The sequence below is a fragment of the Serpens gallinarum genome, from assembly GCF_014836765.1.
Classification (GTDB): Bacteria; Pseudomonadota; Gammaproteobacteria; order Pseudomonadales; family Pseudomonadaceae; genus Serpens; species Serpens gallinarum.
This window is the reverse complement of record NZ_JACSQG010000011.1, coordinates 57,467-72,539: the sequence shown is the minus strand read 5'-3', so window position 1 is coordinate 72,539 and position 15,073 is coordinate 57,467. Positions and strand designations below refer to the sequence as shown.

At 62.1% G+C, this 15,073-nt stretch carries 13 protein-coding genes and 2 tRNA genes; 3 read left to right on the top strand and 12 right to left on the bottom strand.

Annotated elements, in window-relative coordinates; translation table 11 throughout:
- From H9642_RS15980 to H9642_RS15970, 3 genes are all read left to right on the top strand, one after another.
- A tRNA-Leu gene (locus tag H9642_RS15980) sits at nucleotides 1-77 on the top strand.
- Between the two features lie 113 nt (nucleotides 78-190).
- Nucleotides 191-277: transfer RNA gene (locus tag H9642_RS15975), tRNA-Leu, on the top strand.
- Nucleotides 278-428: 151 nt separating this feature from the next.
- Complete coding sequence (locus H9642_RS15970) at nucleotides 429-2,009, top strand: methyl-accepting chemotaxis protein (protein WP_251837462.1); 1,581 nt, start codon at nucleotides 429-431, stop codon at nucleotides 2,007-2,009.
- Between the two features lie 68 nt (nucleotides 2,010-2,077).
- Here H9642_RS15970 and H9642_RS15965 read toward each other — a convergent pair whose 3' ends face one another.
- The 12 genes from H9642_RS15965 to H9642_RS15910 all read right to left on the bottom strand — a co-directional run bounded on the left by H9642_RS15965 (nucleotide 2,078) and on the right by H9642_RS15910 (nucleotide 15,068).
- A complete protein-coding gene (locus H9642_RS15965; protein ID WP_251837461.1) occupies nucleotides 2,078-3,373 on the bottom strand; it encodes an adenylosuccinate synthase in 1,296 nt (431 codons plus the stop codon).
- Between the two features lie 51 nt (nucleotides 3,374-3,424).
- Nucleotides 3,425-4,612, bottom strand: coding sequence for an ATP phosphoribosyltransferase regulatory subunit (locus H9642_RS15960; RefSeq protein ID WP_251837460.1), 1,188 nt, complete (start codon nucleotides 4,610-4,612; stop codon nucleotides 3,425-3,427).
- A 23-nt stretch (nucleotides 4,613-4,635) separates the two neighbouring features.
- Nucleotides 4,636-4,821 (bottom strand): DUF2065 domain-containing protein, encoded by a 186-nt coding sequence (locus H9642_RS15955; RefSeq protein WP_251837459.1) that lies wholly within the window; start codon nucleotides 4,819-4,821, stop codon nucleotides 4,636-4,638.
- A gap of 104 nt (nucleotides 4,822-4,925) precedes the next feature.
- Nucleotides 4,926-5,795, bottom strand: a complete 870-nt coding sequence (hflC, locus tag H9642_RS15950; RefSeq protein WP_251837458.1) for a protease modulator HflC — start codon at nucleotides 5,793-5,795, stop codon at nucleotides 4,926-4,928.
- The gene (gene hflK, locus H9642_RS15945) at nucleotides 5,795-6,970 is read right to left on the bottom strand and encodes an FtsH protease activity modulator HflK (RefSeq protein ID WP_251837457.1); all 1,176 of its coding nucleotides are present in this window, start codon (nucleotides 6,968-6,970) and stop codon (nucleotides 5,795-5,797) included. The genes hflC and hflK overlap by 1 nt, the downstream gene beginning before the upstream one ends.
- 95 nt (nucleotides 6,971-7,065) lie before the next feature.
- Nucleotides 7,066-8,367, bottom strand: coding sequence for a ribosome rescue GTPase HflX (hflX, locus tag H9642_RS15940; protein WP_251837456.1), 1,302 nt, complete (start codon nucleotides 8,365-8,367; stop codon nucleotides 7,066-7,068).
- Nucleotides 8,368-8,380: 13 nt separating this feature from the next.
- On the bottom strand, nucleotides 8,381-8,635 hold the full coding sequence (hfq, locus tag H9642_RS15935) for an RNA chaperone Hfq (protein ID WP_251837455.1): 255 nt from the start codon (nucleotides 8,633-8,635) through the stop codon (nucleotides 8,381-8,383).
- 72 nt (nucleotides 8,636-8,707) lie between these two features.
- Complete coding sequence (gene miaA / locus H9642_RS15930; protein ID WP_251837454.1) at nucleotides 8,708-9,676, bottom strand: tRNA (adenosine(37)-N6)-dimethylallyltransferase MiaA; 969 nt, start codon at nucleotides 9,674-9,676, stop codon at nucleotides 8,708-8,710.
- Between the two features lie 112 nt (nucleotides 9,677-9,788).
- Nucleotides 9,789-11,678: a DNA mismatch repair endonuclease MutL gene (gene mutL / locus H9642_RS15925; RefSeq protein WP_251837453.1), complete on the bottom strand. Its 1,890-nt coding sequence runs from the start codon at nucleotides 11,676-11,678 to the stop codon at nucleotides 9,789-9,791.
- Nucleotides 11,675-13,081 carry an N-acetylmuramoyl-L-alanine amidase gene (locus tag H9642_RS15920; protein ID WP_286010377.1) on the bottom strand — a complete coding sequence of 469 codons (1,407 nt, stop codon included), beginning with the start codon at nucleotides 13,079-13,081 and terminating at the stop codon, nucleotides 11,675-11,677. Before H9642_RS15920 ends, mutL begins: the two co-directional genes overlap by 4 nt.
- A gap of 17 nt (nucleotides 13,082-13,098) precedes the next feature.
- Nucleotides 13,099-13,566, bottom strand: coding sequence for a tRNA (adenosine(37)-N6)-threonylcarbamoyltransferase complex ATPase subunit type 1 TsaE (tsaE, locus tag H9642_RS15915; RefSeq protein ID WP_251837452.1), 468 nt, complete (start codon nucleotides 13,564-13,566; stop codon nucleotides 13,099-13,101).
- The gene (locus tag H9642_RS15910; RefSeq protein ID WP_251837451.1) at nucleotides 13,554-15,068 is read right to left on the bottom strand and encodes an NAD(P)H-hydrate dehydratase; all 1,515 of its coding nucleotides are present in this window, start codon (nucleotides 15,066-15,068) and stop codon (nucleotides 13,554-13,556) included. The genes tsaE and H9642_RS15910 overlap by 13 nt, the downstream gene beginning before the upstream one ends.
- Nucleotides 15,069-15,073 lie beyond the last annotated feature (5 nt).

The following is a 15,073-nucleotide window of genomic DNA, read 5'->3' as shown; positions in this document are numbered from 1 at the left end:
CGGAATTGGTAGACGCACTAGGTTCAGGTCCTAGCGGTGGCAACACCGTGGAAGTTCGAGTCTTCTCCTGGGCACCATTCTTCTGTAATCCATGTCGCAAGACCGGGATTTAGTAGCAACGAAGCCGCCGGCTTCGCACCGAGTGAAATCGGTAACCGGCGAACAAGTCGATGAGCAATCATCGCAATGTGCCCAGGTGGCGGAATTGGTAGACGCACTAGGTTCAGGTCCTAGCGGTGGCAACACCGTGGAAGTTCGAGTCTTCTCCTGGGCACCACTCTTCTAAAAAAACCGAGCTATCCAGCTCGGTTTTTTTTCGTCCGCATTTTGCCTTCGACAACATCAGCCTAGAAATACAGCTCTTCGTGCCGCTGCCGATTACCTGTGAACGCAAACACTGTCGTTTGCTGCAGACTTTCGGACACTCCATGAACGCATTTATCAACTCTTCGCTGCGCAGTCTCGGCTTGCGCACCCTGAGCCATCAGTTTCTATTTTCCTATGGCCTGATGTTCGTGCTGGCTCTGATCAGTACCGCCAGCCTCTACGCCAGCCTCTCGGTCTCGCCAGAAACCATCAACGTCGCGGGCGCTCAACGCATGCTGAGCCAGAAGATCAGCAAGGAAGCCCTCCTGCTGCAAACGGGGACCATCGAGCGCAGCCTTTTGCTGGCCACCATTGAGCAATTCGACAAAGCCCACCGCGACCTGCTGCACGGCAACCCGCAACGCGGCATCAGCCAAATACAAGTCCCCGCCATTCAGACCCAACTGCAGGCCGTTGGCGGTCACTGGCGAACCCTGCGCGATCAGGTACAGAACCTCAAGTCTGGCGATCAGCTTGACCTGCGACGCTTGCAACAGAACTCCGCGACCCTGATCAAGGAAATGAACGACGCGGTCACCCTGATGACTCGGCACGCAGAGAGCACTCAGCGCCAGCAACTGCAGATAGCCTTTGCCGCTGTGCTGGGCATCCTTTTACTGGTCGCCGGCGGGCATCAATTCGGCATGCAGCCGCTGATGCGCGAACTGCGCAACGTCGAGCAAAGCCTGCGCCGTGTCGCCGATGGCGACCTCACGCAACATCTGCATTCGAACTGGAAGGACAACGAGATTGGCCATATCGTCCATGCCTGCAATCGCATGTCCGAACAGGTCCGCGAATTGCTCGCCCGGGTCAAACTGACCAGCGAGAAAACCAATCAGCATGTTGAACACACCCTGAACAGCCTGCAGACGTCAGAACGCAGCGCTGCCAGTCAACACTCGGAGCTGGACCAGGTCGCCACGGCGATGAACGAGATGAGCGCCAGTGTCGCCGAAGTCGCCCGCCACGCCAGCGACGCCGCTAAAGCCGCCCAGGCCGCCGAGCGAAATACTGAGCAAGGCCAGCAGGCAGTTGAGCGCAGCACCCAATTGCTCACGGCTTTGAATTCCCAGATGGAAGAAGCAGGCAAGCAGATGCAAGCCCTGGAAACTGAAAGCCTGGAGGTCGGCAAAGTCTTGGAAGTGATCAGCGGGATTGCCGAACAGACTAACTTGCTGGCGTTGAATGCGGCCATCGAAGCGGCGCGAGCCGGCGAGGCCGGACGCGGCTTTGCCGTTGTCGCCGACGAAGTGCGCACCCTGGCCAGCCGCACCCAAGAGTCCACTGGCGAGATCGGCAGCATCATCACCCGCCTGCAGGACCGCGCACGCGACTCCCTGCAACACATGCAGCGCAATGCCGCCCAAACCAGCAGCAATCTGCAACAGAGCCGACAGGCCTCGCAACTGCTGGACACCATGGCGCAGGACATGGACGCGATCAATGGCCTGAATCTGCAGATTGCCTCCGCAGCCGAGCAACAGAACCTGGTCGCCCAGGACATCGATCAGCGCATCACCCAACTGACCGCACTGGCCAACCAGTCACACCGCGACAGCGAGGATGCGGTGCACAGCAGCCGGGAAATCCGTAACGGCATGGATAACCTCAATCAACTGCTCAATCGCTTCAGAACCTAAGCTCCACGCAGTATTCGCAGGCACAAAAAAACCGCCCTGAAGGGCGGTTTTTTCACATCAGCCAACGCTTAGGCGTAAGGATGACGCATCACGATGGTCTCGTTGCGGTCCGGGCCGGTGGAGACGATGTCGATCGGTGCGCCGACCAGCTCCTCAATGCGCTTGATATAAGCACGAGCATTGGCTGGCAGGTCTTCCAGTCTCTGGGCACCAACGGTGGATTCGCTCCAGCCGGGCATTTCTTCGTAGACCGGCTGCAGCCCTTCGTAGCTGTCGGCCTCGGTCGGTGCATCGCTCAACAGCACGCCATTGGCGTCCTTGTAGGCCACACACAGCTTGACGGTTTCCAGGCCGTCGAGCACGTCCAACTTGGTCAGGCACATACCGGAAAGGCTGTTGATCTCGATGGCGCGACGCAGAATCACCGCATCGAACCAGCCACAACGACGTGCTCGGCCCGTAGTGGAGCCGAACTCATGGCCCTTGCTGGCCAGACGTGCACCGATGTCGTCGAACAGCTCGGTGGGGAACGGACCGGAACCGACACGGGTGGTGTAGGCCTTGGTGATACCGAGGATGTAATCCAGGTACAGCGGACCGAAACCGGAACCGGTGGCAGTGCCGCCCGCGGTGGTGCTGGAGCTGGTCACGTAAGGGTAAGTGCCGTGATCGATGTCCAGCAGCGAGCCTTGCGCGCCCTCGAACATGATGTAGGCACCCGCCTTGCGTAGCTCATGCAGTCGCGCGGTGACATCCGTCATCAGCGGCTTAAGGATGTCAGCGTAAGCCAGAGCTTCATCCAGAGTTTTCTGGAAGTCCACCGGCTCGACCTTGTAGAAATTCTGCAGGAGGAAGTTGTGGTACTCCAGCAGCTCCTTGAGCTTGCTGGCGAAACGCTCGGGGTTAAACAGATCGGCAATACGCAGGCCACGGCGCGCCACCTTGTCTTCATAGGCCGGACCAATGCCACGACCGGTGGTGCCGATCTTGCCTTCCTGACGGGATGCTTCGCGCGCCTGATCGAGGGCCACGTGGTAAGGCAGGATCAGCGTGCAGGATGGGCTGATGCGCAAGCGCTCACGCACCGGCACGCCCTTCTCTTCCAGCTTGGTGATCTCGCGCATCAGCGCGTCAGGCGCGACAACCACACCGTTGCCGATCAGACACTGCACGTTGGCGCGCAGGATGCCCGAAGGGATCAGGTGCAGGACAGTTTTTTCGCCATCGATCACCAGCGTATGACCGGCATTGTGCCCGCCTTGAAAACGCACGACCGCTGCGGCCTGATCGGTCAGCAGGTCGACGATCTTGCCCTTGCCCTCATCACCCCACTGGGTGCCCAGGACGACGACGTTCTTACCCATAACACTTGTCCTCTTCGGAAGCTCGGTTGCCGGCGCCGCCGGCGGAAACACTTAGAAATTCAGGGCAACAACTTGCCATTGGCCATCAACCAACATCAGCTGGCGATCGCATTGGGCTTCTTGGGCAGCATCCGGCGTCTGCCCCGGCAGGGCATGGACGATACGCTCACCGTTACGTCGCAACTGCTGCACGGTGCGCCAAAGATAGAAATCATGGCTGTCCGGCGCCCAAATGCCAGCCGGGCAGGCACCATCATTCATCTCTCCCAGGCTCACCAATGATTTGAGGTCGGTGGAAAAACCGGTGGCCGGACGTGCACGGCCGAAATCGGCACCGATGTCGTCATACCGGCCACCTTGGGCGATGGAATGCCCGACACCCGGCACAAAGGCGGCGAACACCACTCCCGTGTGATAGTGATACCCCCGCAGCTCACCCAGGTCGAAATACAACGGCAGCTCCGGATAACGCATTTCTAGCTGGTCGGCGATGCCGATCAATTCGTCGAGTGCGGCCTGTACCGATGCTGGCGCCTCCACCAGGCGAGCGCGGGCCAGATCAAGCACTTCACGACCGCCACACAGCTCGCTCAGGGCACGCAGCATCTTGGCCAGCGGAACCGGCAACTCGGCGGTGAGCTCGGCGACCTCATCCACCGCCTTGCGCTGCAAGGCGTCGAATAATTTCTCTTCAGCGGCACCTGACAGCCCGGCGGCCACGGCCAGACCGCGATAGATGCCGACATGCCCCAGATCCATGTGCACGCTCGGCACCGCGGCCAGATCGAGCATGTCGAGCATCAGGCTGATGACTTCTACATCCGATGCTGGGCTGGCATCGCCGTACAGCTCGGCGCCCAGCTGGATCGGGCTGCGCGAGGTGCTCAGCGCGCGCGGTCGCGCATGCAATACGCTGCCTGCGTAGCACAATCGGCTCGGGCCTTCGCGACGCAGGCTGTGGGCATCCATGCGGGCCACTTGCGGCGTGATATCGGCGCGAAAGCCCATCTGCCGACCGGTCTGCGGATCGGTCACTTTGAAGGTGCGCAGATCCAGATCCTGGCCTGCGCCAGTGAGCAGCGATTCGATGTATTCAATGTGCGGGGTCACGACGAACTCATAACCCCAGCGTTGAAACAGGTCGAGGACCTGACGACGGGCAGCCTCGATGCGCGCCGCTTCCGGCGGCAGTACTTCTTCGATGCCATCTGGCAGCAGCCAGCGATCTACCGTAGCCATTTCGCCTCTCCCCTGGGCAAACCTTAATGAAGCAAATACAGGAGGGCGGTGCCCAGCAGCATGCTGGCCAGCCCCATCAGTCGCAATTGACGGTCGTGCAGCTGTAAGAGCTGACTGAACGCCTCGCGCCATCGCTGCGGGCACACGAAAGGCAGGATGCCTTCCAGCACCAGCATTAGACACAAAGCGATGCCGATTTCTTGCCACATGATTCCGCAGACGCAAAAAAGCCGGGCTGTTCCCGGCCGGCGGATGATAACAATGTTTTAACAACCGGTCACCCGGCGAACACGTGTGCTCGCCGGGTGGTCAGTCAGCGGCTGCTGCTTCTCAGGTAGCGGAAGAAGTCACTATTGGGATCCAGCACCAACACGTCGCTCTTGTCCGCAAAACTGTCGCGGTACGCCTGCAAACTGCGGTGGAACGAATAGAACTCCGGGTCCTTGGTGTACGCCGCAGCGTAGATGGCTGCCGCCTTGGCATCCCCGTCACCTCGGGTTTCTTCGGCTTCGCGATAGGCTTCGGCGAGCAGTACGCGGCGCTGGCGATCAGCGTCAGCGCGAATCCCCTCGGCCAGCTCACGACCCTTGGCACGGTGTTCGCGCGCCTCGCGCTCACGCTCGGTGCTCATGCGCTCGAATACGCTGCGGTTCACCTCACGCGGCAGGTCAATGCCCTTGACCCGCACATCCAGCACCTCGATACCCAGCTCGCTACGCGCCATGCGATCCATCGAAGCGGTGATTTCGGCCATCAGCGCATCACGCTCGCCCGACACCACTTCATGCAAGGTACGTTTACCGAACTGGTCTCGCAGCCCGGAATCCAGACGGCGTGCCAGACGCTCGTCGGCGATCTGCTTGAGGCCTGAAGTCGCGGTATAGAACTGCTCGGCATCCGCCACACGCCATTTGGCGAAAGCATCAACCATCACCGCTTTCTTTTCCAGGGTCAGGAAGCGCGACGTATTGCTGTCCAGGGTCAGCAGACGCGCATCGAACTTGCGCACCTTGTCGACCATGGGGATCTTCACATGCAAGCCCGGCTGCAGGTCACCTTCGACCACCTTACCGAAGCGCAACAGCACCGCCTTCTCGGTCTGCGACACGATAAAGAAACTATTCCAGGCGACCAGCGCCACGGCCACACCTACAATCAGGGCGGCCAGCGATTTATTGCTCATCAGCGGCTCTCCCTCGAACGCAGATCTCGCTGCTCCATTTCACGGACAATCCGTGCAGCGGTGTCGCTGCTGCTCGGCGTGGCGGCACCCTGCGCCGGCGCTGCGGCCGGAGCGCGACCCTGGACCATCTTGTCCAGCGGCAGATAGAGCAGGTTGTTCTGGCCGTTCTCACCGGTCACCAGCACCTTGCTGGTATTGGCAAAGACTTCCTGCAGCGTGTCCAGGTACAGGCGTTCGCGGGTCACTTCGGGCGCCTTGCGGTATTCCACCAGCAATTTGCTGAAGCGATCGGCCTCACCTTCGGCACGGGATACCACGGCATCACGGTAGCCGTTGGCTTCCTCGATGATGCGCTGGGCCTGGCCACGGGCTTCCGGGATCACGCCATTGGCGTAGGTCTCGGCCTGGTTCTTTTCACGCTGCTCGTCTTCGCGAGCGCGGATCACGTCATCGAAGGCTTCCTGCACTTCCTTAGGCGCGGCGGCGCTTTGCACGTTGACCTGGGTCACGGTGATGCCGGTGCCATAGTTGTCGAGGAAGCGCTGCAGGCGTTCACGGGTTTCCGTGGCCATCAGCTCACGGCCTTCGGTCAGCACCTGATCCATGTTCGTCGAGCCCACCACGTGGCGCAGAGCGCTGTCGGTGGCGTGCTGCAAGCTGACTTCCGGCTGGTCGACGTTGAGCACGAAGTCCTGCAGGTTGGTGATCTTGTATTGCACGGTCAGCGGCACCTCGACGATATTCTCGTCTTCGGTGAGCATCTGCCCTTGCTTGGAGTAGGCCCGCTCGCGGGTCACGTTCTCCTGGAACTTGCGGTCCATGGGCGGGAAGTACATGTTCAGGCCAGGCCCGACGGTTTCATAGTACTTGCCGAAGCGCAGCACCACGGCCTGCTCCTGCTCGTCCACCACATAAATCGCGCTGTATAGCCACATAGCGGCCAATACGGCAACGACAATGGCGATCAGGCCAATGCCGCCCGCCTTGCCCGCGCCGGAACCATTGCCACCACTTTTCTTCTTGCCACCAAACATGCCGTTCAGGCTGTCCTGCAGCTTGCGGAAGGCCTCGTCCAGATCAGGCGGGCCTTTGCGATCTCCACCGCCGCCGCCCCCGCGGCGACCGCCCCAAGGATCCTGATTGTTCGAGTTGCCACCCGGCTCATTCCAAGCCATAGCGCTCTCCATCTGATAAAGCGAAGACGCGCCAACGGCGCGCCGATGAATGCTACCAATGCCACTACCTGGCGGCAAAGCCGCCGGCATGGGCTTTATTGCAAAGTGTGTTGCTCCAGAAACTCAGTAGGCCGCAATCCTGCGCGGCTGACCAGCCGATTCAGCTCGATGCGCGGCAGTCGCACGGACAAAACACAGTCGCCCTGCTCATCGTGCTCTTCGCTCTGCACCGCGCCCAGGTCGAAAAATTGCGCACGCAGACGCGCCAGGGTCTGCGGCAGACGCAAGGTGCCAACAAACAGGTCATCGCCGAGCAGTTCAGTAATCGCCTGGCCCAGCAACTCGAGACCACTGCCGTCGCGCGCCGACAACCAGACCCGCTGCGGCTTGCCTTCGGCATTGCGTTGAATCTGCGGCTCGACCCCGTCAAGCAGGTCGATCTTGTTGTAGATCTCAAGAATCGGCAACTCATCGGCGCCAATTTCACCCAGTACGGCCATGACCTGCTCGATCTGTGCGTCGCGTTCAGGCTCGAAGGCGTCGATCACGTGCAACAGCAGATCCGAGTTGCTGGACTCTTCCAGCGTGGCCCGAAAGGCCTCAACCAACTTGTGCGGCAAATGGCGAATGAAACCCACCGTATCCGCGAGAATCACCGGACCGATATCGTCCAGCTCCAACCGACGCAAGGTTGGGTCCAGCGTGGCGAACAGCTGGTCGGCGGCGTACACGTCGGATGTGGTCAGCGCATTGAACAGCGTTGATTTACCGGCGTTCGTATAGCCCACCAGCGACACCGCAGGGATCTCGGCACGACGACGCCCCCGACGTGCCAGCTCACGCTGACTGCGAACCTTTTCCAGGCGAGATTTGATTTGCCGGATGCGTACACGCAGCAGGCGGCGGTCGGTTTCCAGCTGGGTTTCCCCTGGCCCGCGCAGACCGATACCGCCCTTCTGCCGCTCCAGGTGGGTCCAGCCGCGCACCAGCCGCGTACTCATGTGTTCGAGTTGAGCCAGTTCGACCTGCAGTTTGCCTTCGTGGGTACGGGCGCGCTGGGCGAAGATATCCAGAATCAGGCCAGTGCGATCCAGTACCCGGCACTCGAACTCCCGCTCCAGGTTGCGCTCCTGGCTCGGGGTGAGGGTGTGATTGAAGATGACCAGTTCGACTTCATGGGCGGCAACCAGGTCGCGAATTTCTTCGACCTTGCCGCTACCGATCAGAAACTTCGCGCTGGGCTGATGCCGTGACACGTTGATGAAAGCCACCGTGTCTGCACCAGCCGAACGCGTCAGCTCCTGGAATTCTTGCGGGTCTTCACGCGCTTCGGGGTCTTGGCCATCCAAGTGAACCAGAATGGCCCGTTCTCCGCCATCAGGGCGTTCGAAGAGCAAGACTACCCCCTACTCAGGCATTGCCCGGTTCGGCCGATTCGGACTCGCCAGCGGTGGGCAAGCGCACCGGACGACTCGGCACAACAGTGGAAATGGCGTGTTTATAAACCATTTGGCTGACAGTATTTTTCAGCAAAATTACAAACTGGTCGAAGGACTCGATTTGGCCCTGCAGTTTGATGCCGTTGACCAGATAGATGGAAACCGGAACGCGCTCCTTACGTAGCGTATTGAGGTAAGGGTCTTGTAGCGAGTGCCCTTTTGACATGTGCCTAACTCCTATCGAACAAAAGTATAAAAAAGATGCCATCCACCCAAGAATAGACAGCAGAAATGAAGGTCAGGCCAATATGGAGCCCGTCTCCAGGCATTTCAAGGCGCGCAACAAATTGTCACGTGCCTGGCTGTCCAGCCACTGCAGATTATTCCAGCTGCGCAACCAGGTGGTTTGCCGCTTGGCCAATTGTCGCGTGGCAATAACGCCGCGCTCGACCATTTGCGCTCGCGTCAGCTCGCCTTGAAGGTAAGCCCAAACCTGGCGATAACCTACCGAACGTATAGATGGCAACCCGGTGTGCAAGTCATCTCGCTGGAACAGGGCTTCGACCTCTTTGATAAAGCCTTGTTCCAGCATGACGTGAAAACGCTGGGCAATACGTTCATGCAGGATATGGCGCTGGGCCGGTGCAATGGCGAATTGCGCGACAGTATAAGGGAATCCACTGCGTGCATCCGCGCCCGGAGCATTTTTTTCTGCCTGCAAACGCCGATGCTCACTCATGCTCTGGCCACTGAGCAGATAAACTTCCAGGGCACGCACCAATCGCTGCGGATCATTGGGATGAATTCGCGCTGCCGACTGCGGATCGAACTCGGCGAGCTGCGCATGCAGGGACGCCCAGCCTTCTCTTTCCCCCCGCGCCTCCAGCTCCGCGCGCAGTGCCGGATCGGCGCTGGGCATGTCAGCCAACCCTTCCAGCAGGGTCTTGTAATACAGCATGGTGCCGCCAACCAGCAGGGGAATTCGGCCGCGCGCGGTGATCTCCGCCATGGCGGCCAGCGCATCGGCGCGAAATTCGGCCGCCGAATAGCTTTCTGCCGGATCACGGATATCGATCAGCCGATGGGGAAATTGCGCCAGCAGCTCGGGCGACGGTTTTGCCGTGCCGATATCCATGCCGCGATAAATCAATGCCGAATCGACACTGATCAGGTCGCAGGGCAATGCCTGCGCCAACTCGAGCGCCAGGTCGGTCTTGCCGGCAGCGGTCGGGCCCATGAGGAAGATGGCGGGAGGCAGGGCGGACATGGGCATGGCTCAAATAAAGGCTGGATGGTTTCGGGCGGCACTCGCAAGGCTGCAAGCCGAACGGCACGGAGCTGCGCGCTCGTCAGCTCCGGGTTCTGCAGGCAATCGTCGGTCAGCGCCCGCGCATAAACAACTTGTCGAGATCATCCATGCCCAGCTGCGTCCAGGTCGGTCGGCCATGGTTGCATTGGCCGCTGCGCTCGGTGTTTTCCATGTCGCGCAGCAGGGCGTTCATTTCCGGCAAGGTCAGGCGCCGGTTGGCACGCACCGCACCGTGGCAGGCCATGGTCGCCAACAATTCGTTGAGGTGCGCCTGGATGCGGTCGCTGCTGCCATATTCCAGCAAATCCGCGAGCACATCCTGCACCAGCCGGGTGGCCTGGGCCTGCTTGAGCAAGGCCGGAATCTGCCTGACCGCCAGGCTTTCAGGGCCCAGGCGCTGCAGCTCAAAGCCCAGACGCTGGAACCATTCTTGGTGCTCCTCGGCGCAATCCGCCTCGCGCTGACTGACCGCCAGGGACTCGGGCACCAGCAGCGGCTGCCCACGCAGGCCTTCGCTGGCCATGGCGATTTTCAAACGCTCGTAGGTGATCCGCTCATGGGCCGCATGCATGTCCACCAGCACCAGGCCCTGCGCGTTCTCGGCGAGGATGAATACGCCCTTGAGCTGCGCCAGGGCATAGCCCAGCGGGGGAATATCATCCGCCGCCTGCGGCATGCTGTGCTCAGTCGCCTGGGCCAGGGGCGCGAAATATTCGCGATAGGCCCCTTGAAGCTCGGCAACTGGCGTGGCTTGTGCCGGGCGCGGCGAATACGCGCCACCCTGATAACCGGCGCCCTGCGGCGGGCTCCAGCCCGGCTCGCTGGCGGTGCGCTCCAGCAAACTGGCGGCCAGACTCATCTCGCCTTGCGGACCAAACTCACCCGCTTCGATGCCCGTCGCGCGCACCATGGGGGCGACGGCTGCCGGCGCAGCCAGCTGGTCCTCCGGGCGCACCTCACCCAGCGCCCGATGCAGGGTACCGTACAGGAAATCGTGGATCATCCGGCTGTCACGAAAACGCACTTCGTGCTTGGTGGGGTGCACGTTGACATCGACCACCGTCGGATCAACGTCCAGAAACAGCACGAAGGTTGGATGTCGGCCATTGAACAGCACGTCGCGATACGCCTGACGCACCGCGTGGGCCACCAGCTTGTCGCGCACCATGCGGCCGTTGACGTAGAAGAACTGCAGATCCGCCTGGCTGCGGGAAAAGGTCGGCAACCCAACCCAGCCCCACAAACGCACACCATTGCGCTCGATCTCGATGGGCAAGGCCTGCTCGAGAAACGCTGCGCCGCAGACCGCCGCGACACGTCGCGCGCGGGTATGTTCGTCGCGCGCCTCGTGCAAGGCCAGCACGCTTTTGCCGTTGTGACGCAAGTGGAAGGCCACGTCGAAGCGCGCCAGCGCCAGGCGCTTGATGACCTCCTGCAGATGATCGAATTCGGTCTTTTCGGCGCGCAGGAATTTACGCCGCGCCGGGGTATTGAAGAACAGGTCGCGCACTTCCACTGTGGTGCCCACCGGATGCGCGGCGGGTTGCACACGGGCTTCCATGTCGCGGCCCTCGGTCTCTACCTGCCAGGCCTCGCTAGCCTCGACGGTGCGCGAGGTCAGGGTCAGGCGCGCCACCGAGCTGATCGAAGCCAATGCCTCGCCGCGAAAACCCAGGCTCATCACCTGCTCGAGGTCTTCCAGCGCGCGAATCTTGCTGGTGGCATGGCGGGCCAGCGCAAGTGGCAGATCATCGGCGGGTATTCCCCGCCCGTCATCGCGCACGCGCAGCAACTTGACGCCGCCTTGCTCGATCTCTACATCGATTCGCCGGGCACCGGCGTCCAGGCTGTTTTCCAGCAATTCTTTGATTACTGAGGCCGGCCGTTCGACCACTTCGCCCGCGGCAATCTGGTTGGCCAGCCGCGGACTGAGCAGTTGGATACGGTGCACATCACTCATGGTTGAATCGCCAATGTGGTGGCTGGAATGGACAGGGTCTGGCCGACCTTAATGGTGTCGCCCCTGAGGCGGTTGGCACTGCGCAGACTGGCCAGGCTGACGCCGTACTGCTGGGAGATCTTCAGCAGGTTTTCCCCGGCACTGACCACATGGGTACGTGGCCCTTGCGCGATCTGCGCCAATTGCGTGGACTGCTTGGAGTCGCGCAACCAGGCCAGGTAGGTGCCCGGCGGCGGGCTTTGCTGGAAAAACTGCCGCACGCCGCTGTGAATCGAACTGGCCAGCGCCTGCTGATGCCGTTTGCTTTGCAATTTGCTGGCTTCGGCAGGGTTGGTGATGAAACCGGTTTCCACCAGGATCGACGGTATGTCCGGTGATTTCAACACCATGAAACCGGCCTGTTCAACGCGTTTCTTGTGCAGCGAGGTAATACGCCCCATGTGGCCCAGCACCTTCTGGCCGACATCCAGGCTGGAAGACAACGTGGCGGTCATCGACAAATCCAGCAGCACACCGGCGAGCATCGGGTTCTTGTCATCCAGACTGACGCCGCCATCCCCGCCGATCAAGTCGGACCGGTTTTCACTGTCCGCCAGCCAGCGCGCGGTTTCCGATGTGGCGCCGCGATCCGACAGGGCGAATACCGAGGCGCCGAATGCGGCGGTACGCGGCGCCGCATCGGCATGAATGGAGATGAACAGATCGGCCCCCATCTTGCGGGCGATCTCGGTGCGCTTGCGCAGGGGGATAAAGTAATCGCCGGTGCGCACCAGCTGCGCCTTGTAGCCTTTCTCGGCATTGATCAAGCGCTGCAACTCCTTGGAGATGGCCAGCACCACGTCCTTTTCCTTGAGACCCTTGGGGCCGAGCGCGCCGGGGTCTTCGCCGCCATGACCGGCATCAATGGCTATCAGCACATCGCGTTTGGCACTGGTAACCGGCGGCAACGTCAGCACCGGCTGGGCGGGGGCGGTCGCCTGCGTGGCCGGCACGGGTGGCGCCGCGCCCTTGTCATACAGGTCAACCACCAAGCGATGGCCGTACTGCTGGTTGGGCGGCAGGCTGAAGCTCTTCGCGCTGACCGCGGCGCCCAGGTCGATGACCATGCGCAGCTCATTGGCCGAGCGCTGCGCCGAACGCAGGGCCGTGATCGGCGTATTGTCGAAGGAGAGCTGCTCCAGCGGCGTCGTCATCTGCGCGCCCTGCACATCGATCACCAGGCGTTCCGGGGCGGTCAGGGTGAACATATTGTGCTTCACCGGGCCGGTCAGGTCGAAGACCAGGCGGGTATTGTCTGGTGCCCGCCACAGCCTCACGCTGCGTACATCGGCTGCCGCGAGCACGTCAGCGACCATGGACATCAGCAGCACCAGCACGCCGGCAAGCATAGTGGGCACGCGCATAAAAATTCCCATTCGGTTCATGCGGGCAACGCCAGTGCCATACACCAGGCTTCGCCGCGCGGGCTCTGCGCACGCAGCCGTAGCCTGCGACCGCCATCATGGGCGGCAATGGTAATGGCCAGGTCAGCCTTTGGCAAAACACCGGCGCCCCGTTGCGGCCATTCCACCAGGCACAAGGCGTCGCCGGCGAAATAGTCGCGAATGCCGAGAAACTCCAACTCCTCCGGATCGGCCAGACGATACAGATCGAAGTGATACACCCGACGCTCGCCCAGCTCATAGGGTTCGACCAGGGTAAATGTTGGGCTCTTGACCGCGCCCAGATGACCCAGGCCACGCACGATGCCGCGTGACAGCGTGGTCTTGCCGGCACCCAGGTCGCCGTGCAGGTAGATCACCCCGCACCCTTCGCTGACCTCAGCCAGCCGCGCCCCGACGGCATACATGGCCTCCTCATTGGCGGCGAACAGGCTTATTTCAGACATGGTGCATGTTCCTCCAACAATTCACGGACAACGTCGATCAGATCACTGGCCAGCAACCCGCGCCCCAGCGCGCCCACGCGTTCGCCGGCCCGCGCATGCAGCCAGACGCCCAGACAGGCTGCCTCGAAAGCGTCCAAGCCCTGGGCGCACAACGCACCCAGCAAACCGGCGAGCACATCACCCAACCCGGCGCTGGCCATCGCCGGATGGCCGTGATCGCACAACCGCAGCCGCCCGTCCGGGGCCGCCACCAGGCTGCCAGCGCCCTTGAGTACCACCACCGCCTTGAATCGTTGCGCCAGCGCCAGGGCCGCACCACGCCGGTCGGCCTGCACAGCCGCCGTATCCGTGTCCAGCAAGCGCGCTGCCTCGCCCGGATGCGGGGTAATAAGCGCAGCGGTTGGCAATTGGACCACGCCCGCCGCCAGCAGATTCAGCGCATCGGCATCCCAGACTTGCGGCCTGTCACTCGCCGCGACCGCCGACAGCAGGCTACGACCCCAGGCGCCCTGGCCAAGGCCTGGGCCCACCACCAGATGACTGGCGCCTTCGATCAAGGGCAGCAACTGATTGGCCGACGCCAACCCACGGCTCATCAACTCCGGGCAACGGGTTTGCGCAGCGCTCAAGTGCTCCGTGCGGGTGCCCAGGGACACCAACCCGGCGCCGCCGCGCAACGCCATTTCGCTGGCCAGCAAGGCTGCGCCGCCCATGCCGCGCTCGCCGCCGACCACCAGCACATGGCCGAACTGCCCTTTGTGGGCGGTGCGCGCTCGCGGTGCCAAACGGGGCGTGTTGGCGCTCGTCAGTCGCTGCGCCAGCATTGGCGACTCGGCCAGCAGATCTGCCTGAGCGCCCCGCTCCTCGTCCAGCAGGTCCGCAAATATCAGCTCGCCAACCTGATCCGGACCGCTGCCCGTGAACAGGCCGAACTTGAGCGCGATAAAGGTCACGCTCAGTTCGGCACGGATCGCCACGCCCAATTCTCGGCCCGTGTCGGCGCACAGGCCGGAGGGGATATCCACCGCCAGGATCGGCAATCCGCTGGCATTGGCCTGGTCGATGGCTTGCGCATACGGCTCGCGCACCGCGCCGCTCAAGCCAGTGCCCAGCAGTGCATCCACCAGGATGCCATCCAGCGGCGCGGTAGGGCCCCAGGGCTGGATGCTCACACCGGCCGCACGTGCCTCGGCGTGGGCCTGCGCCGCATCGCCCTGCAACTGCTGGGGATCGCCCACCGCCAACACGCATACCGACCAGCCGGCGCGGGCCGCCAGAGTCGCGATCAGGTAACCATCGCCGGCGTTGTTGCCGCGTCCGGCCAGCACCGTGACGCTTCCCGCCTGTGGCCAGCGCTGGCGCAGCGCCCGCCAGGCGGCGTGGGCAGCACGTTGCATCAGCTCGAAACCGGGCGTACCGGCGGCGACCAGCCGAGCGTCGAGGTCACGCACCTGGGCGGCTGAATACAGGTCGGTGGGCAGATCGTCGCGTGAATACACCATGGCTA